Here is a 16,978-nt window from a genome sequence, read left to right as displayed (position 1 = left end):
TCGGCGCAGACCGGAACGCGGGCGGGATCAGTGCCGATGACGGTGGTGGGCGTCCGGGTAGTGCTCGTGCGTGTGGGTGACCTGCGCGTGCTCGTGCTCGTGGCGGTGCCATGAGCCTGCCGGCACGGGCATCCCGTCCGCGTGCTCGTGCTCGTGGTGCAGGTCGTGCGTGTGCGAGTGGTCGTGTACGACAGCCGCGTGGGTGTGCTCGTGCTCGTGACGCTCGGTGAGATGCAGCCACACGCCGAGCGCCATGAGAGCGGCCGCGATCGCAAGCGGCCACGTGAGCGGCTCGCCGAGGAGCACCGCGATCAGCGCACCGAAGAACGGTGCGACCGAGAAGTACGCGCCGGCGCGCGCCGTGCCGATGTGTCGCATCGCCACGATGAAGAGCGCGAGCGAGACGCCGTACGCGAAGAGGCCGATCACCATCGCGCCGGCGACCACGCCCGCCACGGGCAGCGTGGCCCCGAGGAGGAATGCGAGCACGAGGTTGACGGGCCCGGCGACCGAGCCCTTCACGGCCGCGAGCCAGGTCGCGTCGTTGAGCGCGACCATGCGCGTGAGGTTGTTGTCGAGCCCCCAGCACAGGCAGGCGCCGAGGATCGCCAGCGCGGGCCACGGTGATCCGAACGCGGCATCGGCCGACACACCGAGCACCACCGCGCCGGCCACGATCGCGACCATGCCCAGGGCGATCCGCCGGTCGACGTTCTCGTGGAACACGAACCACGCGAGCGCGGCGGTGAACACGGCCTCGGCGTTCAGAAGCAGGGATGCCCCGGATGCCGGCATGTTCGCCAGCCCCACCATGAGCAGCACAGGCGCCGCCATTCCACCGAAGAACACGGCGCCGACGAGCGGCAGCACCTCGCGACGCTCGATGCGGACGCGCGGCGCGCGGCGCATCAGTCGCCACACCGTCAGGCCGAGCCCCGAGCCGGTGTAGAGGAGCCCGGCGAGCAGCCACGGGCTCACTTCTCCGAGCAGCAGCTTCGCAAACGGCGTCCCCGCACCGAACAGCACCGCCGAGGCGATCGCCGCCTGCACCCCGACGTGACGGAGACTCTTCACACTGACCAGTATCGCCCGTGCACGGAAGACGGTCGATATCACCCGTTTCGCACTATCGCCGCGGCCCACCGGGGGTGCAGAATTCGGCAGAGGAGCCGGTTCCGGCAGGACGTGAGGGAGCATCGATGAGCACGCCGACATCCCCGTCGGGAGCGCCGAAAGAGCGCAAGCTGCCGCGACGCCCCGCGTCGAGCCTCGCCGAGAAGTGGACTCGGATCGACGACGTCGACGTGTTCTACCGCGAGTCGCCGCGCCCCCCTGCGGACGCTCGAGTCATGGCGCACGTTCACGGATTCGGCCTCTCCGGCCGCTACCTGCTGCCGACGGCCGAGCGCCTCGCGGACGACTTCCACACGTACGTGCCCGACCTTCCGGGGTTCGGCCGAAGCGGCAAGCGGCGAGACATGCTCGACATCCCCGACCTGGCGCACGCCACCGCGGACTTCCTCGACGATCGGGGTGTCGAGAAGGCGACGCTCGTCGGGAATTCGATGGGATGCCCGGTCATCATCGAGTTCGCCCACCACTACCCCGAGCGCATCGATCGCGCGGTGCTGGTCTCCCCCGCCGGCGGGCTCTACAACCAGCCGCTGCGCCGGGCCATGGGGCAGCTGGGGAAGGATGCTCCACGCGAGCCCACCCGGATGGCGAAGGTCGCCGTGCCCGACTACGTGCGATTCGGCGTGCCCAGCACCATGCGCCTCTTCCGTGCCCTCACGCAGTACCCGTCGCTCAAGCGTCTGCTCGAGATGAAGATCCCCACGCTGGTGGTGCTCGGCGAACGCGATCCCCTGCTTCCCCACGCGCACCGGGTCGACGAGATCGCGAGCCAGACGGACAGCCACGTGCTCGTCGTCCTCCTCGAGGGGGCCGCCCACGCGATCAACTTCAGTCATCCCGACCAGCTGGCGCACCTCATCCGTCTCTTCATGGACGACAAGCCGATCGTCAACGATCCGGCCTGGCCCGGCCACGTGCGTCTGTATGAGGTGCATCGCGGCAAGCACCACCCGGCTCCGAAGGGCGACGCCCCCGCCCCTTGACCCGTGTTCGACGCGCGAGCCGGGACGTCGTTACGCGGGCGTCGCCGTCTCGTGGGCAGCGAGATGCGCACGATAGGTCTGCGCGTTGCGGAGGATCCCCTCGCGCTCCTCGGCGGTCAGCTCGCGACGCACCTTGGCGGGGACGCCGGCGACCAGCGATCCTGCCGGGACGAGCGTGCCCTCGAGCACGACGGCGCCCGCCGCGACGAGGCATCCGTCTCCGATGACCGCGCCGGAGAGGACGACGCTCCCCATGCCGATGAGCGAGCCGTCGCCGATCGTGCAGCCGTGGACGACCGCGTTGTGGCCGACCGACACATCGCGTCCGATCACGACCGGATGCCCGGCATCCACGTGCACCGACACGTTGTCCTGCAGGTTGCTGCCGTCACCGACCGTGATCGCGTCGCTGTCGCCGCGCAGCACCGCGTTGTACCAGACGCTTGCACCCTCGCCCAGGGTGACCGCGCCGATCACGCGGGCGCCCGATGCGACGAACGCGCTGGGGTCGATGTCGGGCGTGCGGCCGCCGACGGCGAGGACCGCGGCGTCTTCGGAGATCGTCATGGCACGACCCTATGCGACGCCGCTACTGGCCGTGCCGGCCCAGACGATCCCTGATCGCCGTGGCGTACCACGGCGCCAGCGTGTCGGCGAAGGTGACCGTGAGGTGGTCCTGGTCGCGGTAGATGTTCGCTCCGCCCACGACCGGCGCACACGTCTCCGACCCGCAGAACACGTCGGTGAAGTCGAGCAGCGTGACGGCTTCGCGCTCCTCCGCCGCGCCCCGCAGCGGGTCCTCGGCGACGAGCACGTCCGAGCGCAGCCCGTCGCACTCGGCGACGTCGCGGGTCCGCAGGCACTTGTTCGGGTCCGTCTCCCACACGGGGTTGTCGACGACGGTGATCACGGGCACGCCCTGGTCGAGCATCTCGTCCCACGCGTCGACGTATCCGGCGACCGCTGCCTCGTACTCCGAGCCGTAGCCCACCGACGAGTAGGGCGTCGTCGCGATCGCCGCAGTGAACACCGCATCGAGGTCGGCGTCGGCCATCGCCGAGGTCATGCCCTCGCGCCACTCGGTGCAGGCCTCCCCGAACGCGCCGGGGGTGGCCAGCGGGGTGTTGTTCCAGGGACACGCGCCCTTGAACCAGGTGACCAGCTGCCAGCCCTCCTCGTCGGCGATGCGCTGGAAGGTCGACAGCAGCTGGTAGGCGTGGCTGTCGCCGACGAGCGCGACGCGCGGAGCATCCGGATCATCCGACCCGAAGGTGCACGAGACCGGACGCGAGTCGGTCAGCTGCACGAAGCACTGCTCGTCGTGCGGTCGGTCGATTCCTGCGAAGCCGGGAGCCGGCAGGATCTCCGAGCCGAAGTCGGCCGTCGCGCAGGAGGGGTCGAGCACGGAGGCCGCACCGAAGCAGGGCGGCGGATCCTGCTGCAGCTGCTCGATGGCGCGCACGCCCGCGTTGTAGGCCGGCGCGTTGACGATCCACGCCGTCGAGGCGACCGCGGCGACGACGAGCATGGCCGCGAGCGAACTCCACAGGGTGACGCGCGCAGGACGCGATGTGAGGACCTTCCAGCTGCGGGCGGGGTCTTCGACGAAGCGCTTGGTCAGCCAGGCGAGCACGAAGCAGAGCACCAGCAGCGCGACGCGGTGGTAGATCGTCAGCCCCCAGAAGGGCACGGACGGCGCGATGATGATCAGCGGCCAGTGCCACAGGTAGAGCGAGTACGAGATGTCGCCGACGAACTGAGCAGGGCGGATCGCGAGGATCCGCGTCGGATACCACCAGCGCTCGGCGTGGGACGCCGAGATGACTGCAGCTGCACCCAGCGTGGGCAGCAGCGCCATGTAGCCGGGGAACGGCGTCTGACCGTCGAACGTGAAGATGACGTAGACGAGGAGCAGGATGCCGCCCCACCCGAGCACGAAGCTGCCGAGGGCGTTGCGCACCCGCAGCATCGGGATCAGCGCGATCATCGCGCCGACGCCGAACTGCCACATCCGCCCGAACGTGACGAAGTAGGCCGGTGCAGGATTCGTGATCGTGAAGACCACGCAGAACACGAACGAGATCACGGAGACGACCGCGAGGGTCGTGATGACGGCGCGACGTCGCGCTCCGCGGAACCACTTCACGCCGATCCATGCCGCGAGCAGCATGAGCAGCGGCCACATCACGTAGAACTGCTCCTCGAGCGACAGCGACCAGTAGTGCTGCACCGTGGCCGGGTCGCCGGAGTGGTTGAGGTAGTCGGCCGAGTTGAGCGCGAGGTACCAGTTCTCGACGTAGAACGTCGAGGCGAGGATCTCGCGGACCTCGTTCGGCAGCGCGGAGGTCGGCGTGAGGTACGGCGACATCGCGACGAGCGCGCAGAACAGCAGGACGAGGAGGGATGCCGGCAGCAGGCGTCGCGCCCGCCGCGCCCAGAACTGGCCGAGGCGGACGCCGCCGGTCGCCGTGAGCTCGCGCATCAGATGCCCGGTGATGAGGTACCCCGAGATGACGAAGAAGATGTCGACGCCGATGTAGCCGCCCGTGATGCGGCCTGGCCAGAAGTGGTAGAGCACGACGGCGAGGACGGCGATCGCGCGCAGACCCTGCACGTGGGGGATGAAGCGCGAGGGCTCCGCGTGCTCGGGCGAGCGGTCGCGGGGCTCACGGGTCACGGTGGTGGCGGGCTCGCGCAGGTTCTGCGGTCCGAGCTCGTGATCGGCGGAAGGCACCTATCGACGTTAGCCGGTGTCGGCGGACATTCCCGTACGACAGGTCCGGTGGTGACCACCGCCGGTTAGCGGAGCCTTGTCTTGCTTGCGGAATGACGGGGGCTGAGTAGCGTTGCACCCACTGGAGGACGAGCGCCGATCTCGGTGCCCCTCCCGAAGATGGAGGCGACGACATGACCAAGACGAACACGACCCCCGCTACCGCTGCCGACCCCACCGTGGCCGCTGCGAGCGCCCAGTTCCTCACCCCCATCGTGCTGGGGCTCCAGGCCCTCGCGGTCAACGGCAAGCAGGCCCACTGGAATGTGCGCGGCGCGAACTTCATCGCGATCCACGAGCTGCTCGACTCCGTGGTCGCCCACGCGCAGGCCGGTGCCGATGAGGCCGCCGAGCGCATCGTGGCCCTCGGGCTCCCGGTCGACGCTCGCGTCGGCACCGTGGCCGAGAAGACCAAGACGACCGAGGTGCCCGCCGGCTTCACTCAGTGGGATGCCCTCATCCGCAACGTGATCGCCGACATGGACGCCGTGATCGCCGACACCCAGGCCGCGATCGACGGACTCGACGAGTTCGACCTCTCCAGCCAGGACGTCGCGATCGGCATCAAGGAGTCGCTCGAGAAGGACCGCTGGTTCCTCTTCGCGCACCTCGCGGAGTGATCGGATCCGATCGACTCGGAATGCCCCCGGCGCCGCCGGGGGCATTCCTCGTTCTACGGCCGCTGCAGGAAGGCGAGGACCGCGAGAACGCGACGGTGCTCCGTGCCGGACTCCTCGAGGCCGAGCTTGGCGAAGATCGCGCTGATGTTCTTCTCGACGGCGCCGACCCCGATGAAGAGCCGCTCCGCGATGCTCGCGTTGCTGCGGCCCTCGGCCATGAGCGTCAGGACGTCGCGCTCGCGCGGCGTGAGGGTCGACAGCGGGTCGGGTCTGGCCGCGAGGAGCCCCTGCACGACCAGCGGATCGAGCACGGTGCCCCGCTCGCGGACCCGCCGCACGGCGTCGGTGAACTCCTCGAGAGACGTCACGCGGTCTTTCAGGAGGTAGCCCACGCCCCCGTCGCCGCCGGCGAGGAGCTCCCGCGCATACACGCCCTCCACGTACTGGCTGAGCACCAGGATGCCCACCTTCGGCAGCGCGGAACGGAGTGTCAGCGCCGCCCGGATGCCCTCGTCGCGGAACCCCGGAGGGAGCCGGACGTCGAGGATCGCGACATCCGCCTGCGCGTGCTGCACCCGCTCGACGATGTCGTCCGCGTCGCCCCATGCGCCGGCCGTGACGTACCCGGCCTCGTCGAACAGCCGCACGAGACCTTCACGCAGCAGCACCGAGTCCTCGATGAGCACCACGCGCACGGGCCGGGAGTCGCTGTCGCCTGCCATCACCTCAGCATATTGATCGATCACGGCAGGGTCGGGGCGAGCGGCACATGGGCGCCGACCGACGTCGGACCCCCTGCCGGGCTGTCGACGACGAGCATCCCGCGCAGGCCCGCAATGCGCTCGCGAAGACCCTCGAGGCCGTGACCCGGCGCGAACGCCGCCCCGCCGCGCCCGTTGTCGACGACCCAGACGTCGAGCGTCGACGGGACACCCGTGACCGATGGTCGCAGGGACGCCTTGAGCGTGACCGCCGAAGCACCGGAGTGCTTCACGACGTTGGTGAACAGCTCGGCGACGACGAAGTAGACGGTGCGGGCGACTTCCGGGCTCGTGACCGTGTCGATCGCGGGATCGATGTCGGTGTGGACGACCAGCGGCGTTCCGGCGGCGACCGCCGAGAGGGCGGCAGCGAGGCCCCGATCCTGCAGGAGGGGCGGCGCGACGCCGCTCGACAGCGCGCGCAGCTCGTCGAGGGCGGCCTTCGCGTGACCACGGGCCTCGCGGGCGAGCTCGGCCGCGGCATCCGCGTCACCCGCCTCCGCCCGGCGCTCGAGCGCCGCCAGATCGAGCTGAAGGCGCACCAGTCGCTGCTGCGGCCCGTCGTGGATGTCGCGCTCGAGGCGGCGCAGCGCGACGTCTTCGGCGTGGACTGCCGCGCCGCGTGCGGCTGCCTCGGCGCGCACCTCGGCCGCCAGGTCGTCGGAGCGCCAGCGGCCGAGCATCCCCTTCGCCACCGCGTGGTGGCCGAGAGCCAGTCCGCCCAGCACCCACGGCATGGTGAAGGTGAAGACGATGCCGGCGATCAGGTAGAGCGTGACCTCGACGCCCCACGACGGCGTGCTTCCGAACAGCCAGGGCAGAGCGTCGGAGACGTAGTGACCCCACTCGCCGCCGTCGCCGCGCGGGATGAAGGCCCCCCAGAACCAATAGGTCAGACCGCCGAGGCCGACGCTGATCCACGCGGTGCTGATGGCGAACGAGATCGTGCTGATGATCGGGCTCACGATCATGCCGTGCGTGAGGTACAGCCAATAGTGCGCGTTGCGGATCGGGCGGGTGAGGGTCATCCAGAACCCGCCCGTGCCCGGCTTGTCGCGGTTCCACTCCGGCCCCTGGATCTGGGGCAGCCCGGTGAGCCACAGCAGACCCCGGTCGGCGAGGCCGAAGCCGCGCGCGACGAACAGCGTGCCCACGATGATCGGCAGACCCACCACGACGACGAGGAGTCCGACTCCCGTCCAGAAGAGCGACGCGAGGACGCTCACCGAGATCATCGCGAGCACGAAGACGGCGATGAGGTAGACCGCGCTCCCCGGCGTCCGGGTCCACGCACGGCCGTACGACGACCAGAAGCCCGCGGGGGCGTCGGTCGCGACGGCGTCAGTGGTCATGGTTGTCATCGGTGTCTCCTTCGGGACGTCGCAGGTCGGGCTCTTGGCCCTGCTCGACGACCAGGAACTGTCCCATCATGCCCTGGTCCTCGTGCCACAGAAGGTGGCAGTGATACATGTACGGAGTGGTCGGATCGGCGTAGTCCTCGAAGCGCACGAGGATGCGGTATTCCCGCTGACCTTCGAGCGCGATCGTGTCCTTCCACCCCGACAGCCGCGCCGGCGGCTCGGCGCCGTCCACGCTCAGCACACGGAATTGCGTGTCGTGCACGTGGAAGGAGTGCGGCAGCGGATTCTCGTTGCGGATCGTCCATACCTCGCTCGTGTCGACGGTGGCCACGAAATCCGCGCGGCCGAGGTCCATCTGCCGATCGTTGATGCTGTGCCCCGACATGACGAACGAGCGCTGGGCCGCGGCATCCTCCTCCTCCGCCGCCGGGAGGTCGGCGAGGGTCGTCGGCAGCGCGGGCGACGGGGCGAGGGATGCCGCGCCCCGCAGCTCCAGGACGTCGAAGCTCGCGCTGCCCGCGTTCAGAGCGGGGTCGGGAGCCTGCGAGCGCAGAACGATCCGCTCTCCCGGTGCGACCGCGACGACGATCTCGGCGCGCTCCCCCGGCGACAGCGGCACGCTCGTCGACGGCACCGGCTCGGCGAGCAGGCCGCCGTCGGAGCCGATGAGCGCGAACTCCCGCCCATCGGCGAACGTGAAGTCGTACATGCGCGCGCTCGATCCGTTGAGGAGGCGCAGTCGCACCAGCTCGGTCGTGACGTCGAAGTAGGGGCCGACCGTGCCGTTGACGAGGATCGTGTCGCCGAGGACGCCGTCGAACTGCATGCCCGATCCGCCCTCGAACGCGCCGTCGGCGCCGAACGAGCGGTCCTGCACGATGACCGGTACGTCGTCGACCCCGTAGTCCCGGGGAAGCGCCAGGGCCGTCTCGTCGTCGTCCTGCACGAGGAACATGCCTGCCAGGCCGGCGTCGACCTGCTCGCGCGTGCGTCCGTGCAGATGCGGGTGATACCAGAGCGATGCCGCGGGCTGGTCGATCGTCCACTCGGGATCCCAGGTCGCGCCCGGCGCGATCGGCGAGTGCGGGCCGCCGTCCATCGCGGCCGGCAGGTGCATGCCGTGCCAGTGGACGGTCGTGCTCTCGTCCAGACTGTTCGTGACGTCCACGCGGACCCGTTCGCCGCGCGCCGCGACCAGGGTCGGGCCGAGATACGACCCGTTGTAGCCGAGCGTCGGCGTCTCGGTCTGCGGAAGGAACGACGTGCGGTCCTCGCGTGCCTCGAGCTCGAACACGCGCACGCCGTCCTCGACGTGCGACGGCGCGAGCTCGGGAACGCGCAGCGGCTGTTCGAAGCTCAGGCTTCCGGCGGCCGGCGGCGTCGCGCGCACGCTGTTCGCGACCACCCAGGTCACGCCGACGGCGATCACGAGCACGATCACGACGAGCGGGATGGCGATCAAGGTGGCGACGAGGCCGCGACGACGTCGGCGTCGCGGGGCGACGGCCGGCGGGGGCGGTGGCGGTGAGGGCACAGCGGAAACCATGCCTCCAGCCTCCCGAGAGCGAGCCGGATGCGGCATCCGACCCCCTCCCGAACCGGCACGGGGGCTGTCCCCCGTGTGCGGGGTGCGGGTCGCCTACGCGGCGTGTGTGAGCCGTCCGGCGAGGATCGTGGCGGAGACGGTCATGCCGCGGAGCTCGTCGTGGGATGCCGCGAGGGGATCATGCGCGCAGATCGCCAGGTCGGCGCGGACCCCGGGCTCGACGCGGGCGGTCTCGGCCGAGCCACCATGGGTCGACGCGGCGAGAGCGACCGCCGGCGCGAGGCTCTGATGGGCTTGCCACGGCTCGCGACCGTCGCGCGTGCGGAAGACCGCCGCCGCCATCGCCGCCCACGGATCGAGCGGGGAGACCGGCGCGTCCGAGCCGAAGAGGAGGTTCGCGCCCGTGTCGGCGAGCGAACGCAGCGGGTACGGCTGCGCGGTCTGCGCGGCCCAGATGGTGTCCGTCATATCGCGGTCGTCGATCGCGTGCTCGGGCTGCACGCTCGCCCCCACGCCGAGGCGTCCGAACCGCGGGATGTCGGCGTGCGCGACGAGCTGAGCGTGCTCGATCGTCCCCCACGCGCCCGTGGCGGCGAAGGCGTCGAGGGCGTGCGAGTTCGCCACATCGCCGATCGCGTGGATCGCCGAGGCGATGCCGGCGCCCGTCGCCCGTGTCATCAGGTCGACGAGCGTGGCGAGATCGACCGTGAGCATGCCGTGGTTGTGAGAATCGCCGGGGTAGGCGTGCGACGTGGCGGCCGTGCGGGTGCCGAGCGAGCCGTCGGTGATGACTTTGAGCGATCCGACGCGGGCGAGGTCGGATGCCGCGCCCCGCGCGACGTCGCCCGTCTGGAGCCCCTCGGCGACGGCCCGGTCGAGGAACTCCGGGTAGATGCCGAACTCCACTCGGAGCGCGTCGAAGCCCGCGGAGGTGCGCCGGGCCCAGGCTTCCTCGTTCCAAGCCATGTCGAGGTCGACCAGCCCCACGACGCCACGGGAGGCAGCATCCCGAGCCATCGCCTCGACGAGCGGATCGGCGATGTCGGCGGCGACGGCGTTGAGCCGCCGAGAGATCTCGAACGCCGGGTCTTCGCGGAGGATCCCGACGCGATCGGGCTCGAACCCCTCCCGGCGCAGAGCGGCCGTGTTGAGCCACACGCTGTGCACATCGGCGTTGATGAGGTACGTCGGCACATCGCCGGTGGCCGCGTCGAGCAGCTCGAGCGAGGGCTCGTCCGACCACAGGGCGTCGCGGAACCCGGTGCCGACCCGCCTGCCGTCTGCGAGCGGAGCCGCGGCCCCCATGATCGCGGCTGCCTGGGCCGCCGAGGTTGCGGCGCCGAGCGGCTCGCGCTGCGCCGCGAGCGCCCATTGAACGACGTGGACGTGGTGGTCCCAGAGCCCCGGGGTCAGCCATCCGCCGGCGGCGTCGAGCACAAGGCCCGTCCTGGGAAGTGCCCCCGCGGGCGCGATGTCGACGACGAAGCCGTCCGCGAGGTGGACGTCGACCGGCTGGTCCTCGAAGGGGTCGGTGCGCTCCGAGCCGGTCAGACGGGCGTTCGCGATGACGGCGGGCGTCTCGCCTCGGGCCGGGCTCATCGAGCAGCCTTCCGGGCGTCATGGGCGCGCTGCATCTCGCCGGCGAGCCGCGGATCGGCGTACGGGCTCGCTCCGTCCTCGAGCTCGGCGATGATCGTCTCGATGACCTCGTCCGGCCGATTCTGGCTGAGCTTGCGCTTGGCGACCACCCGCGTCGGGGTGAGGCGGAAGCCGACCGTGCCCCTCTCGAGCTTCGACACGTACGCGGGGTCGTTCGGGCGCTCCCAGAGCAGGCGGGGCTCAGGCATCCCGCCCTCGAAGCGCGCGACGAGCCGGTCGAGCACCTCGAGGTTCTCCTCCGGGGTGAGGATCTCGGGGATCCCGCTCAGGTGCGCGGACACGAAGTTCCAGGTCGGGACATTCGGGCCGTCGCCGTACCAGCCGGGCGAGATGTAGCCGTGCGGGCCCTGCACGACGACCAGGAGCTCATGCTCTCCGAGCCCGTGGATCATGTCGTCGGGCTTGCCGACGTGACCGACGATCGTGAGGTCGTCACGGGTCTCGTCGAGGAGGACGGCGTAGTGGGATGCCACCAGCCCGGCGTCGGTCTGGCTCACCAGGGTGACCCAGGGGTTCGAGTCGACGAGACGGCGCAGCTCGGTGACATCCGTCATCGCGAAGCTCGGGTTCTGACGCATGGCTCCAGCCTAGGGTCGGCTCAGGCCTGACAGCTCGGGCACCAGTAGAGCTTGCGCGTGGCCATCTCCTCGACGACGATCGACGTCCCGCAGACCCGGCACGGAAGGCCTGCCCGGTGGTAGACCCAGTGCCGGTCGTCGCGGCTCGCCATCGCCCGCCGGTACGACTCGGGCTCCAGGTCGTCCATCGTCATCATCTGCCCGGTCTCGACGCCGATAGCCAGCAGCCGCACCCAGTCGCGCCACAGGTCGCGCACGACTCCCTCGGGCACGTTGCGGCCCGGCGTGTGCGGGTTCTGGCGGGCACGGAAGAGCAGCTCGGCACGGTAGACGTTCCCGATGCCGCTCACCACCGACTGGTCCATCAGGAGCTGCCCGATCGCGGTGGGCTTGCGACGGACCGCGGCGGTGAAGCGCTCCTCACCGTCACCGACGTCGTCGACCAGCGGATCCGGGCCGAGCTTCGCGATGGTCGCGGCGACCTCGTCGGGTGTCTGCAGCTCGCACGCCGTCGGCCCGCGCAGATCGGCGGCGGTGACCTCGGTGAGGAGCCGAAGCCGCACCTGGCCGACGACGGGCGGCGGCCACTCGTCGCCGTCCTCGGCGAGGCTTCTGGTCTGCTCCGACATGCGCACGTGGACGCGGGTCCTGCGGGGGGCGCCGATCGAGGTCAGCGAGTTCTCCCCCGCGCTGTCGAGGATCGGTGCGGCCGCCAGATCGGTGCCGCGCTGATTCGTCTGCCCCATGCGCCCGTTCGCCGAGGCGATCGTGGGATCGACGAGGATCTCGCCCGCGAAGTCCCACGCCCCGTACATGCCGAGATGGATGCGCAGCCAGATATCGTCGTCGAACTCCAGGAACATCTGCTTGCCCACCGCACGGACGGCCGTGACGGTGCGACCGTCGATGACGGCGGCGCCGTCGACGAAACGTCCCTGCGGGCTCGACGCCCGCACGGTCCGCCCGACGAAGTTGCGGTCGAACTGGCGCGCGATGCGATGGACGGAGTGGCCCTCGGGCATCGGTCGGTCAGCCCGCCTCGGGGTCGAAGGAGCTGTCGTCGGCGGCGAGCACGTCGGGAAGTCCCGGCGTCGCGCGCGGGTCGGGCTCGAGTGCACCGTCGGCCTCGTATGCGGCCAGCTGGGCGATGCGCCGTGCGTGGCGCTCCTCCCCCGAGAACGGGGTCGCGATGAACGTGTCGATGAACGACACCGCCTCGTCGAACGTGTGCTGGCGCGCGCCGATCGCGATGACGTTGGCGTCGTTGTGCTCACGGGCGAGTTCGGCGGTGGCGATGCTCCACGCGAGCGCGGCGCGCACGCCGGCGACCTTGTTCGCGGCGATCTGCTCGCCGTTGCCGGAGCCGCCGAACACCACTCCCAGCGTCTCGATGCCGGACTCCTGATCGCGCACGACCGCCTGGGCTGCGCGGATGCAGAATGCCGGGTAGTCGTCGAGCGGGTCGTACTCGATCGGACCGTGGTCGACGACCTCGTGGCCGGCCGCGGCCAGATGGTGCTGCAGTTGGGTGGAGAACTCGAGGCCGGCGTGGTCGGTCGCGATGTGGATGCGCATGGGCTCAATCCTAGGGAGCGGCGCGAGAGCGCCTCGGGCAGATTGCGGAGTTCGTCAGGGGGCGATCCCGGCCGCGGCGGGCTTGAATTCCGCGCGGACGTTCTCGCAGCACGCGGGACGGCAGACGTCGAACCACGGCCCCAGGTCGGTCAGGTGCGGGCGCTCCGCGGCGGGAGTGCCGTGCAGGCGCTCCTCGACGAGGTCGACGAGCCCGGCGACGAAGACCGGGTCGACGCCCGGGGTCGGCGTGCGCACCGAACGGAGCCCGGCCTCGGCCGCGGCATCCGTCGCCTCGGTGTCGAGGTCCCAGAGGACCTCCATGTGGTCACTCATGAAGCCGAGCGGCACGATGGCCACTGCCTCGATGCCCGCTCCGGGCAGATCGGCGATCACATCGTTCACATCGGGTTCGAGCCACGGCTGGCTCGGCGGACCCGAGCGCGACTGGTAGACCAGCTCCCACCCGATCCGGGCCGCCGAGGGGATCTCGGCGGCCACAGCGGCAATGACGACCTCGGCGACGGCGAGGTGCTGCGCCGCGTACGCGCCGCCCTCGCCGAAGTCGCGGTGCGCCGGATCGCCCTCGCGCGGGCCCGAGCGCTGCGCATCGGCCGTCGGGATGCTGTGGGTCGAGAAGAGGACGCGGATCGACTCCGGCGGAAGACCGTCCGACAGGAATCCGGCGATCGCGTCGCGCACTCCGTCGATGAACGGCTGCACGAACCCCGGGTGGTCGAAGAACTGCCGCACCTTGTCGATGGTCACGGTGCGGGCGAGGCCGGTCGCCTCGAGCACGCGCGCGAAGTCCTCGCGGTACTGCCGGCAGCTCGAGAACGACGAGTACGCGCTGGTCGCGAGGGCGAGCAGATTCGCGTGACCGGATGCCGCAGCATCCTGCACCGCCTCCTCCAGGTACGGCGCCCAGTTGCGGTTGCCCCAGTACACTGGCAGGTCGACGCCGCGTGCGGCCAGCTCGGCCTCGAGCGCGGCCTTGAGCGCGCGGTTCTGCGCGTTGATCGGGCTGACGCCGTCGAAGTGGCGATAGTGGTGCGCGACCTCCTCGAGACGCTCGTCAGGGATGCCGCGACCGCGCGTGACGTTGCGAAGGAACGGGATGACGTCGTCCTGCCCCTCCGGTCCTCCGAATCCGGCGAGGAGTATCCCGTCATAGGCGACCGGCACCTCCACGTGCGGGGCACCGGATGCCGCCGCCGGCGATGCGAACGGCACCACGGTGTCGGCGGTCGAGGTCTGGGACAGGTTCTGCGCTCCCGAAGTCACCCATCCATCCTTTCACCCCCTGCGTGAGCGCAGCGCGACAGGCTGATTCCACAGGCGCCGCCGCGGCGCGGCCTCTGGAATAGGCTGGGACGGTTGCCGCCGGCGCCAGCAGCGCCCATCCGCGGCATCCCACCCTCACCCACGGGAGCATTGCAGTGCCTGGAGAGAACCTCACCCGCATCGAGGCGCAGGAGCGCCGCGCGATCGTCGACACCCACTCGTACGAGGTCGTGCTCGACCTGACGAAGGGCGCCGAGGTCTTCGCGTCGCGCACCGTCGTGCGCTTCTCGGCCACCGAGGGCGCCGAGACCTTCATCGACCTGATCGCGCGCGACGTGCGCGAGATCACGCTCAACGGCCGGGCGATCGACGCCGCGACGGCGTTCGCCGATTCGCGCATCGCGCTCACCGGACTCGCCGCCGAGAACGAGCTCGTCATCGACGCCGACTGCCTGTACACGAACACGGGCGAGGGGCTGCACCGCTTCGTCGACCCCGTCGACGGCGAGGTCTACCTCTACTCGCAGTTCGAGGTGCCCGACTCACGCCGCATGTTCGCGGTGTTCGAGCAGCCCGACCTCAAGGCCACCTTCCAGTTCACCGTCACGGCGCCCGAGCCCTGGAAGGTCGTCTCGAACTCGCCGACCCCCGAGCCGAAGAGGCACGGCGACGGCAGCGCCACGTGGGCCTTCGAGGCCACCCCGCGCATCTCGTCGTACATCACGGCGCTCATCGCCGGACCCTACGAGGCGACGTTCTCGGAGCTCACCAGCGCATCGGGCCGCGTCATCCCGCTCGGCGTCTACGGCCGCAAGAGCCTGTGGCAGCACCTCGACGCCGACTACATCTTCGAGAAGACCCGTCAGGGCTTCACGTACTTCGAGGACAAGTTCGACTACGCGTACCCCTTCGCCAAGTACGACCAGCTGTTCGTGCCGGAGTTCAACGCCGGTGCCATGGAGAACGCCGGAGCGGTCACCTTCACCGAGACGTACGTCTTCCGGTCGAAGGTGACGGATGCCGTCAAGGAGCGTCGCGTCGTCACGATCCTCCACGAGCTGGCCCACATGTGGTTCGGCGATCTCGTGACCATGAAGTGGTGGAACGACCTCTGGCTGAACGAGTCGTTCGCCGAGTGGGCGTCGACCATCGCGACCGCCGAGGCCACCGAGTGGACCGAGGCGTGGACCACGTTCAACGCGATGGAGAAGACCTGGGCATACCGCCAGGACCAGCTCCCCTCGACGCACCCCGTCGTCGCGCAGATCAACGACCTGGAAGACGTCCAGGTCAACTTCGACGGAATCACCTACGCGAAGGGCGGCTCGGTCCTCAAGCAGCTCGCCGCATGGGTGGGCATCGAGCAGTTCTTCGCCGGTGTCGCCGCGTACTTCAAGAAGCACGAGTGGTCGAACACCGAGCTGTCCGACCTGCTCTCCGAGCTCGAGACCACGAGCGGCCGCGAGCTGTCGACGTGGTCGAAGAAGTGGCTCGAGACCGCCGGCGTCAACACGCTCTCGCCCGAGATCGTCACCGACGTCGACGGCGCGATCACGCGCTTCGCGATCGTCCAGACGGCCCCTGCCGACTACCCGACGATCCGCCCGCACCGCCTCGGCGTCGGGTTCTACAACGTCGAGGGCGACGCTCTCGTGCGCGTGCACCATGTCGAGCTCGACGTCGACGGCGACCTCACCGAAGTGCCCGAGCTCAAGGGTCTCAAGCGCCCCGATCTCGTCCTGCTCAACGACGAGGATCTCGCCTACGCCAAGATCCGTCTCGACGACCGCTCGCTGCAGACCGCGATCGACCACCTCGGCAAGATCAGCGACCCGCTCGCCCGTTCGCTGGTGTGGGGCGCCGCCTGGGACCAGACGCGCGATGCCGAGGCATCCGCTTCCGACTACGTCGACCTGGTCCTTCGCAACATCGGCTCCGAGACGGAGTCGACGACCGTCCGCACCACGCTCGCGCAGCTGCAGCTCGCCGCGAACGCGTACGTCGCCCCCGAGAAGCGCTCCGCCACGCGCGAGAAGGTCGCCGACGCGCTGTGGGCCCTCGCGCTGGCCGCGGAGGCCGGCAGCGACAGCCAGCTCCAGTTCGTGACCGCGTTCGCGAGCGCGGCCTCCACCGGCGCGCAGACCGAGAAGGTCCGTCAGGTCCGCGACGGCGAGGTCTCGTTCGATGGTCTCGAGATCGACACCGACCTGTCATGGCAGCTGCTCGTGGCGCTCGCCGCGGGCGGAGCGGTCACCGTCTCCGACATCGACGCGGCGCTCGCCGACGACAACACGGCCAAGGGCGGCGAGTTCGCCGCGCAGGCGAAGGCCGCGCTCCCCACCGCGGAGGCGAAGGCGGCCGCGTGGTCGTCCCTCGTCGACAGCGACGACCTGCCGAACACGATCGTCCGCACCACCGCGCTCGGGTTCACGCACCCGGCGAGCGTCGACCTGCTCGGCGCCTACGTGGCACCGTACTTCGACATGCTGCTCCCGGTGTGGGAGTCGCGCAGCTACAAGATCGCCGAGTACCTGATCTTCGGGCTGTACCCGGCGCCGCTCGCGAACGTCGCGCTGCGCGACGCGACGCGCGCCTGGCTCGACGCCAACGCGAGCGCCGCGCCGGCCCTCCGCCGGCTCGTCGCCGAGAACCTGGCCGGAGTCGAGCGTGCGCTCGCGGTCCAGGAGCGCGACGCGCAGTAGAGCCG

14 protein-coding genes are annotated in these 16,978 nt (G+C 70.3%); 3 read left to right on the top strand and 11 right to left on the bottom strand.

The window, feature by feature from the left end; all coding sequences use genetic code 11:
* Window positions 1-27 precede the first annotated feature (27 nt).
* Window positions 28-1,074, bottom strand: coding sequence for a DMT family transporter (locus EER34_RS10970; protein ID WP_240642284.1), 1,047 nt, complete (start codon window positions 1,072-1,074; stop codon window positions 28-30).
* A gap of 125 nt (window positions 1,075-1,199) precedes the next feature.
* Here EER34_RS10970 and EER34_RS10965 point away from each other — a divergent pair, with 125 nt between their 5' ends.
* Window positions 1,200-2,117, top strand: a complete 918-nt coding sequence (locus EER34_RS10965; protein WP_127474765.1) for an alpha/beta fold hydrolase — start codon at window positions 1,200-1,202, stop codon at window positions 2,115-2,117.
* A gap of 30 nt (window positions 2,118-2,147) precedes the next feature.
* On the opposite strand, the gene EER34_RS10960 is transcribed toward EER34_RS10965, so the two are convergent.
* Both EER34_RS10960 and EER34_RS10955 read right to left on the bottom strand, forming a co-directional pair.
* Window positions 2,148-2,684 carry a gamma carbonic anhydrase family protein gene (locus EER34_RS10960; protein ID WP_127474763.1) on the bottom strand — a complete coding sequence of 179 codons (537 nt, stop codon included), beginning with the start codon at window positions 2,682-2,684 and terminating at the stop codon, window positions 2,148-2,150.
* A 22-nt stretch (window positions 2,685-2,706) separates the two neighbouring features.
* Window positions 2,707-4,851: an acyltransferase family protein gene (locus tag EER34_RS10955; RefSeq protein ID WP_127474761.1), complete on the bottom strand. Its 2,145-nt coding sequence runs from the start codon at window positions 4,849-4,851 to the stop codon at window positions 2,707-2,709.
* 173 nt (window positions 4,852-5,024) lie between these two features.
* Here EER34_RS10955 and EER34_RS10950 point away from each other — a divergent pair, with 173 nt between their 5' ends.
* Window positions 5,025-5,510 (top strand): Dps family protein, encoded by a 486-nt coding sequence (locus tag EER34_RS10950; protein ID WP_127474760.1) that lies wholly within the window; start codon window positions 5,025-5,027, stop codon window positions 5,508-5,510.
* Window positions 5,511-5,563: 53 nt separating this feature from the next.
* Here EER34_RS10950 and EER34_RS10945 read toward each other — a convergent pair whose 3' ends face one another.
* From EER34_RS10945 to EER34_RS10910, 8 genes are all read right to left on the bottom strand, one after another.
* Window positions 5,564-6,232: a response regulator transcription factor gene (locus EER34_RS10945; RefSeq protein WP_127474758.1), complete on the bottom strand. Its 669-nt coding sequence runs from the start codon at window positions 6,230-6,232 to the stop codon at window positions 5,564-5,566.
* Window positions 6,233-6,252: 20 nt separating this feature from the next.
* Window positions 6,253-7,632 carry a sensor histidine kinase gene (locus EER34_RS10940; RefSeq protein WP_127474756.1) on the bottom strand — a complete coding sequence of 460 codons (1,380 nt, stop codon included), beginning with the start codon at window positions 7,630-7,632 and terminating at the stop codon, window positions 6,253-6,255.
* Complete coding sequence (locus EER34_RS10935; protein WP_127474754.1) at window positions 7,613-9,178, bottom strand: multicopper oxidase family protein; 1,566 nt, start codon at window positions 9,176-9,178, stop codon at window positions 7,613-7,615. The genes EER34_RS10940 and EER34_RS10935 overlap by 20 nt, the downstream gene beginning before the upstream one ends.
* Window positions 9,179-9,271: 93 nt before the next feature.
* Complete coding sequence (locus EER34_RS10930) at window positions 9,272-10,777, bottom strand: amidohydrolase (RefSeq protein ID WP_127474752.1); 1,506 nt, start codon at window positions 10,775-10,777, stop codon at window positions 9,272-9,274.
* Window positions 10,774-11,415 (bottom strand): FMN-binding negative transcriptional regulator, encoded by a 642-nt coding sequence (locus tag EER34_RS10925; RefSeq protein ID WP_127474750.1) that lies wholly within the window; start codon window positions 11,413-11,415, stop codon window positions 10,774-10,776. Before EER34_RS10925 ends, EER34_RS10930 begins: the two co-directional genes overlap by 4 nt.
* A gap of 20 nt (window positions 11,416-11,435) precedes the next feature.
* Window positions 11,436-12,437 (bottom strand): Fpg/Nei family DNA glycosylase, encoded by a 1,002-nt coding sequence (locus EER34_RS10920; protein ID WP_127474748.1) that lies wholly within the window; start codon window positions 12,435-12,437, stop codon window positions 11,436-11,438.
* A gap of 7 nt (window positions 12,438-12,444) precedes the next feature.
* Window positions 12,445-12,990 (bottom strand): ribose-5-phosphate isomerase, encoded by a 546-nt coding sequence (locus EER34_RS10915; protein ID WP_127474746.1) that lies wholly within the window; start codon window positions 12,988-12,990, stop codon window positions 12,445-12,447.
* Between the two features lie 54 nt (window positions 12,991-13,044).
* The gene (locus tag EER34_RS10910; protein WP_127474744.1) at window positions 13,045-14,271 is read right to left on the bottom strand and encodes a ferrochelatase; all 1,227 of its coding nucleotides are present in this window, start codon (window positions 14,269-14,271) and stop codon (window positions 13,045-13,047) included.
* Window positions 14,272-14,426: 155 nt separating this feature from the next.
* Here EER34_RS10910 and pepN point away from each other — a divergent pair, with 155 nt between their 5' ends.
* Window positions 14,427-16,973: an aminopeptidase N gene (gene pepN / locus EER34_RS10905; RefSeq protein ID WP_127474742.1), complete on the top strand. Its 2,547-nt coding sequence runs from the start codon at window positions 14,427-14,429 to the stop codon at window positions 16,971-16,973.
* The last annotated feature ends 5 nt before the right edge of the window (window positions 16,974-16,978 follow it).

The sequence above is a fragment of the Microbacterium sulfonylureivorans genome (genome assembly GCF_003999995.1).
In the GTDB taxonomy this organism is placed as follows: domain Bacteria; phylum Actinomycetota; class Actinomycetes; order Actinomycetales; family Microbacteriaceae; genus Microbacterium; species Microbacterium sulfonylureivorans.
This window is presented reverse-complemented; position numbering and strand designations above follow the sequence as displayed.